Origin of the sequence: uncultured Maribacter sp. (assembly GCF_963977385.1) — a bacterium.
In the GTDB taxonomy this organism is placed as follows: domain Bacteria; phylum Bacteroidota; class Bacteroidia; order Flavobacteriales; family Flavobacteriaceae; genus Maribacter.
The window spans coordinates 101,309-108,403 of the sequence record NZ_CAXBOU010000019.1; the positions used below are offsets into that span (position 1 = coordinate 101,309).

4 protein-coding genes and 1 pseudogene are annotated in these 7,095 nt (G+C 37.0%); 1 reads left to right on the forward strand and 4 read right to left on the reverse strand.

Annotation, left to right across the window (positions count from 1 at the left end; all coding sequences use genetic code 11):
• Positions 1-37: 37 nt before the first annotated feature.
• From AAC084_RS17910 to AAC084_RS17925, 4 genes are read right to left on the reverse strand one after another with little or no spacing between them, the layout of a single operon-like run.
• A complete protein-coding gene (locus AAC084_RS17910; RefSeq protein ID WP_339841621.1) occupies positions 38-2,350 on the reverse strand; it encodes a M1 family metallopeptidase in 2,313 nt (770 codons plus the stop codon).
• A gap of 57 nt (positions 2,351-2,407) precedes the next feature.
• Positions 2,408-2,914 (reverse strand): DUF6702 family protein, encoded by a 507-nt coding sequence (locus tag AAC084_RS17915; protein WP_339841622.1) that lies wholly within the window; start codon positions 2,912-2,914, stop codon positions 2,408-2,410.
• Between the two features lie 51 nt (positions 2,915-2,965).
• Complete coding sequence (locus AAC084_RS17920) at positions 2,966-3,739, reverse strand: hypothetical protein (RefSeq protein ID WP_339841623.1); 774 nt, start codon at positions 3,737-3,739, stop codon at positions 2,966-2,968.
• Positions 3,729-4,472, reverse strand: a complete 744-nt coding sequence (locus tag AAC084_RS17925; protein ID WP_339841624.1) for a hypothetical protein — start codon at positions 4,470-4,472, stop codon at positions 3,729-3,731. The genes AAC084_RS17920 and AAC084_RS17925 overlap by 11 nt, the downstream gene beginning before the upstream one ends.
• Positions 4,473-4,765: 293 nt before the next feature.
• On the opposite strand from AAC084_RS17925, the pseudogene AAC084_RS17930 reads away from it, so the two are divergent.
• Positions 4,766-7,095 (forward strand): annotated as a pseudogene (locus tag AAC084_RS17930) (hypothetical protein); the annotation flags it as partial.

Genomic DNA, 7,095 nt, shown 5'->3' on the forward strand with positions numbered 1-7,095 from the left:
ATATCTACGAGGCTTTTTACGAATTATTTTTTTTAATTTATTTTCCTTTAATCGCTTCTTTCATTTTATCGAATTCACTTGCTTGCTCTTTCTTCGGCCAGCTGTTATTCGTTATATCAATATCTGCTGTTTCCATTTTAGGATCGATATTTATACCGGTAAGCTCAGAAGTCGAAGAAAGTACCATACTTACTTCTTTACTGTTCTTTCTCCAAATTTCTGGCGGATACGTTATATTCTTAACCGAACCATCGGCATAAGTGTATTCTACAATCAATGGCATTGGCAAACCACCCGGACTGTTATAGGTTACCTCATAAAAATACTTTGGTTCTTTTACCGCGGCTCTTTCAGCCTCGGTCATATTATCCATCATAAATTCTTTAAGCGTTTTAGAATTTTCAGATGGTAAATTATTTTTAAGCTCAGATGCCACAATATCAGTATCACCATATTCCTCTAAATATACTAATGGCGCTAAATCTGCTTCTGTCATACCTCGTTCTGAAAGATATGCTTGCATTTTTTTATTTGGCTTATCGGTTACATAGTACTTTTTTATATCCTTAACGCCCATGTCTACAAAATCGGTGGTATAGAACCATCCTCTCCAATACCAATCTAAATCAACTGCAGAAGCATCTTCCATTGTTCTAAAGAAATCTTCTGGTGTAGGGTGCTTAAACATCCAACGTCGCGCATACGTTTTAAAAGCATGATCGAATACCTCACGGCCCATCACCGTCTCTCTTAAAATATTCAATGCAGTTGCAGGCTTTCCATAAGCATTTGGACCTAATTGAAATACATTCTCAGGATTTGACATAATCGGAGATATCGTGCTTTGATCGCCACTCATATAAGGAACAATCTTCGCTGGGTCACCTCTTCTTGAAGGGTACTTATCATTAGGTGCAATAGCTGCTGGATAAGCTTCACCAAATTCTTGTTCTGCCATATACTGCATAAAAGTATCTAAACCTTCATCCATCCATCCCCATTGACGCTCATCAGAGTTAACAATCATCGGAAAAAAGTTATGACCAACTTCGTGAATAATTACACTGATCATTCCGTATTTTGTCCTGTCAGAATAGCTACCATCTTTGTTTGGTCTACCATAGTTCCAACAAATCATTGGATACTCCATACCCTGATTCTTAGCATGTACCGATATTGCTTTTGGATAAGGATAATCAAACGTATGAGATGAATACGATTTAAGTGTATGTGCTACTGCCTTAGTTGAATACTCTTCCCATAATGGGTTACCTTCTTTCGGATACAAGGAAACTGCCATAATATCTTTACCTCCTAATTTCACGGCTTGCATATCCCAAATGAATTTTCTGGAAGTAGCAAAACCGAAATCACGAACATTTTCAGCCTTAAGCTTCCATGTTTTCGTTTTATCTGAAAAACCTTTCTCAGCTGCTTCCGCTTCTGCTTGAGTAACTATTATTACAGGCTTGTCATAAGATTTTTTTGCTTGCTCATAACGGCTCATCATTTCTTTTGAGTACACGTCTTTTCTATTTTGAAGTACACCTGTACCATCTAAAATATGATCAGCAGGTACGGTAATATTTACTTCATAGTTTCCGAATGGAAGTGCAAACTCCCCATTACCCCAAAACTGATGATTCTGCCATCCTTCTACATCATTATAAACTGCCATTCTTGGAAAAAACTGAGCAATTACGTAAGCTCTATTTCCATCTTCCTTAAAATACTCGAATCCAGATCTAGCTCTGTTTACTGTGTGATCAGGAATATTGTAGTTCCACTTTACGTCGAAAGAAAATTTGTCACCACTTTTAAGCGGAGTTGGCAAATCGACACGCATCATTGTAAAGCTAATAGTATATGGCAATGCTTTACCAGAAGCATCTTTTACATAATCTATATTAAACCCACCGTCAAAAGGCTCTGTCATGTATGTACTTACAAAAGCACTTGGCTGATCAGCTACAGGTACCCCGCTACCATTCTTCAATGCTGCTTTTGAATCTTTAGTTCTTATATTCTGGTCTACTTGTAACCATAAATATTCTAAATCATCAGGAGAGTTATTAATATATGTAATAGTCTCTTCCCCAAAAATTTTAGCATTCTTATCGTCTAAACGAATGTCCATCACATAGTCTGCCTGTTGTTGATAGTAATCTGGACCTGGTGCACCAGAAGCCGACCTATAGGTATTCGGAGTCGAAAACTCCTCGTATAATTGTTTAAACTTACTTTGGTTAATATGCCCTGGTTCCTTTTCTTTGGTTACTTCATCTTGTGCAAAAGTAACTGCTACAAAAAGAAATAAAACAGAGGCTAACGCGTACTTTACTCTCATCATTATTTAAATATTTAGTGTGGGAAAATTAAAGTTTTTATAGAGATTTCTTAAGATATGTTACAAATTTAACATTCCTTTAGTATGTGACTTGATCAATACATGGCTTTTTTTCTTTCCATTAATATTAAAATGGACTACATTTTGTTGGTCATCGTATATATCGGTAAGTACTTCATTTACGATACCTATCTGCTTTAAACTCTTAAGCGGAACGTCGGTCACCTCTAAATAACAAATGACCATATCAGAATCGTACTTCTTGCCTATAAAATTATAATTCACAGTTTTACCATTAATTTCCACCAAAAATTTAGTGCGAATATATTTCTCTAGATACTCCTTATCGACAGATGACTCTCTATCAGTTCCTAATTTTGAAGGTATACCGTAACGCTCTTTTAGAACAGCATTCATATCATCAATAAAAACTCGGGTAATTATTTGCACCGATTGGTCTTTTACTGAATAATCAACATTGGTGACACTTATGTAGAATTTATGCGCCCCTACGAAAGCAAAAAGCGGAAGCAATATGATCAACAAACTAGTTTTAATAAATCTCATACCTTCTTATTTTATATAACCTTTGCAAACCACATGCCAAATTCAAAAACTCTAATCTAACGAATTGTTTTCTCGATAAAGTATACTCTTTTGTCGCATATACTCCCAAATTGCAATTCGATCATGGGTATCTACTATGCCTTGAAATCTAGGGTCTATTTCACAATAATACAGAAAATCTTCAATTTTATCTAGCGGTAAACGTAGGCCGTCTACATATTCCTCGTCAGTGAAAAAATCACGTACACGTTTTGTTCTATCATACAATTTATTTCTTTCTACGCGGTGTTTCAACATTTTGGTACGCCCCGTAATAGCATTGACCAAAGGATCAAAACTCATTATAGGGTTTGCAGTTGCAGCCGAAAGCTCTCGTTCTGCTTTTGTAGGTATTTTCACGTAGGCATTGGGCAACCCTAATGTTGAAGCTGTAACTATGGGGTCTAATGACAATGTAGCCAAATCTTTGATTAAATCGCCACTAAGATTATAGGGTGTGACCGTTACTTCGTCTAACTCAGTCAAAGCATCTTCCAAGTTTATGGCAACAAATTTGCTGTCTAGTATCGAAGAATTAATTACCACGATCTTCTTTTTGTACTGTATTGCTGAGAACTCTAAAGAATCCAAGAAATTGACTTGTATTGCAAAAAAGCCATTGTTATCGGTTATTGTAGCCCGTTTCGTAGTTAAGTTGAGTACATGTGTAGCGGCTACATCACCATCATCACTATAGACCCTCCCTTCCAATTTTTTAGACTCACTTGTTTGAGCTACTACCGCAACCGAAGAGAAAATTAAAAATACAAGAAGGTTACTCCTCATCTATTCCTTCAAGAAATGTTTTGCTGTTTGTAACCAAAGCATCTATGAGTTGAAACTCATTTTCTTTCTTAAGTAGCGATTGTGCAGGCATTCTTGTATCACAGTAAATTAAGAATTCGTTTATTCTATCTTGAGGTATCCCTAAATCAACCACAAAAAACGAATCATCATATACTTGCCGCATTACATCACTTACCTTCAATTGAGGACCAGGCTCTTCTGTTTCATTCTGCGATTTAAAAATAGCCCTGAAAATATTAACAAAATTTAAACCATCTTGCATGCCTCTTTCGGCTTGAGACATTGATATGTTCTGTACCTCTGTGCCACGGTCAATCTCATATTCATATTCTTTAAACTCTTCGTTCTTTAACTTTAAAAAACGCTCTTGCTGTTCTGGTGTAATAACAACTTCGTCTAATTCGGTCACTTTTTCTTTAACCTCTACCACCAAGCGATTATTCGCCAATATTTCCTCTGTTATGGTTACCACCATAATATTGTAGTTTACAGCTGTAAATACTAACTGATCACCCAGTTTTACATTAATTTTAAATTGCCCTTGGTTATTGGTAATGGTCGCCCTTTCAGAGGTAGAATTAATAACATTCTCGTTAGGTACTGCCACATCCATATAAATAACGGACCCCATTAAAGGTCGTCTATCATCGTCTTGTGAAAAACCGGCTACTACGGTGAATAATACTATTAAAGAGAGTAATTTTTTGGTCATTTATTTTATTTTGAGCTAAGAATACCCCTATGATAGGGCATTCAGGATATAAAGTAAAGATATGTTAACATGATAAAAAAAATCGCGCCAATAAACTTTTGTTAATTTCTTAGTGTATAGGCCATTTCAACTTGTACCTTATAAAGTGTCTATGAGCACAAATAACATACCCATTCAACGAAGTTAGATGTTCTTTAACCTATTAGCATACTATTTCAACTTAAAAATAAAGCTAGATAAGAAGATAATCCTATTTTTGTTTTACACCATTTTAAAGTTATAAAACGCTTAGTATGAAAGGCATAATTTTCTTTATTTTATTTACAATGCTCACAATATCAACAGTATTCGGGCAAATAAAAATAGGCGACAATCCCCAAAATATAGACCCTTCATCTGTATTAGAATTAGAAAGTACCTCAAAGGTATTGGTCATTACACGGGTTACCACATTAGAAATGGAAGCTATTACCCCACAAAGAGGTGGTATGGTCTATAATATCGATACCGAGTGTATTAATTATTACGATGGTATACAATGGATTAACCTTTGCGATGCAGTAAACTTCACCATTACCAACGACCCAATAATCAATAATAGAGTAACTATAGAAATAACACCTACTGCCGGTGGCTATAATTTAGAGATTGCCAAAGACGGCATACTTGGTGATAATATAGTAGATGGTGGTATAGGGCCAGACGACATACAAGACAATAGTATCACCCAAGAAAAATTAGCGGCAGAATCTGTTGGATCTAGTGAAATACGCCAAAATGCAGTAGGCTCAGACGAAATACGTGATGGAAGTATTGCACCGACCGATATGGCGAATTATATACCAGGGCAAGTTTTAATTACCGATGAAAACGGAATTGTACAATGGAGCGAAGCTGGAAATTTACAAGGTGCCGTAGGAGATGAAATTACACTAACAGGCAGTGGCACACCAGCGAGCCCACTTCAAATAACAGATGGTATACAGCAAAATATTTCTAACAACACAACACTAATTGCGAATCATATTAATGATGACGCAGACATAGATGACACTAATGAGTTAATAGATTTAACCTTTACTAAATTAACGAACACCTTAAGCATTAGCCAATCTGCAACCCCAGTTGGGGCTTCTGTAGATTTAAGCGCTTTGGTCGGTTCAGATGACCAACAATTGACATTGAATAATAATTTTCTTACCCTAGAAGAAGGTGGCACTGCTATTGACCTTACCACCTATTTAGATAACACCGATGAACAAAATTTAGGCACGGCAACTTTAGCCAATGAACAGCTTACAATCAATATCCAAAACGGAAACCCTACCACGGCAAATTTAAGTGCTTTCGCCACAGATGCGGTCGTAACTTCCGGTTTAGCACTCAAAGAAAATATTGCAAATAAAAATCCTGATATAAATCTTGGCAATTCTAATGTTGATTACCCAACCCAGAATGCAGTAAAGGTTTATGTAGATAATGTCGTTGGGGGTTCTGCGCAAACCATCGTTAGTGCTGCAGCAAATAATTCTATTACACCAAATGCTATTGACGGTGGGGCATTTTATAATGATCTTGATGGTAGTGCTACAAATGAAATACAAAATATAGAAGAAGTTTTAATTCAAGGCAATAATGCTGGATTAAACCCAATTCTAGGTTTAAATGTTTCGGCAGATCCAACTTCTGCTGCCACTAGAGGTTATGTCGATGCCAACCTTGGAGGAACACAAGATTTGACTGATGTATTAGGAAATGGAAATAGCGCAGGAAATAGTCAAATTAAAGATTTGCTAGACCCAACATTGGCACAAGATGCGGCTACAAAAGCATATGTAGATACTAATGCTGGTATAACCACCTTGACCAACGGAACTATCTTAGTAGGATTTACTGGCGATGTACCTGCAGAAGTTACTGTGGGTGGCGATGCTACCATGAATAATTTGGGTCAACTTACTATAATGGCTGAAGCAATTACACCTGCCAAAATAGAACCTGGAGCAACTGATGAAGTTTTAACTACTGATATTAATGGAGACGTTGTATGGGCAACTATAAACGGTGGCGGTACTGATAACCAAAATGCTAGTGAAGTACCTTATGACCCTACTACCTCAGGATTAACGGCAATTAACACACAAGCAGCGATTGATGAACTTGCTGGCAGCACTTTGGTAAACACAGACAACCAAAGTGCTACGGCTGTTCCTTTCACTCCGGTTGGGAATACCACAAGTACAGATGTCCAGGCGGCAATAACCGAGTTACAGACAGATATCGATGGTATTACCATTACAGGCGAAACGAATACAGCTTCGAACCAAGGAACTGCCGGTATTGCCTCTTTCATCCAAAAAAACGGTGTCGACCTCGAATTCAGAAGCGTAAATGCAGGTTCCAATAAAGTTACTGTTTCCGAGGATGCTATCAATAACGAAATTCTTGTCGATATCGATGATACTAACCTAACAATAACAGAAAGTCAAATCTCAGACCTAACTCATACTGTCAATACCGACAACCAAAATGCTGCGGCTGTTCCTTTCATTCCGGCAGGGAATACCGCAAGTACAGATGTCCAGGCGGCAATAACCGAGTTACAGACAGATATCGATGGTAT

What these genes read in the sequence shown, in the direction of transcription:
- AAC084_RS17910 (WP_339841621.1), bottom strand. Translation starts at nt 2,350, where the DNA reads ATGATGAGAGTAAAGTACGCGTTAGCCTCTGTTTTATTTCTTTTTGTA.
- AAC084_RS17915 (WP_339841622.1), bottom strand. Translation starts at nt 2,914, where the DNA reads ATGAGATTTATTAAAACTAGTTTGTTGATCATATTGCTTCCGCTTTTT.
- AAC084_RS17920 (WP_339841623.1), bottom strand. Translation starts at nt 3,739, where the DNA reads ATGAGGAGTAACCTTCTTGTATTTTTAATTTTCTCTTCGGTTGCGGTA.
- AAC084_RS17925 (WP_339841624.1), bottom strand. Translation starts at nt 4,472, where the DNA reads ATGACCAAAAAATTACTCTCTTTAATAGTATTATTCACCGTAGTAGCC.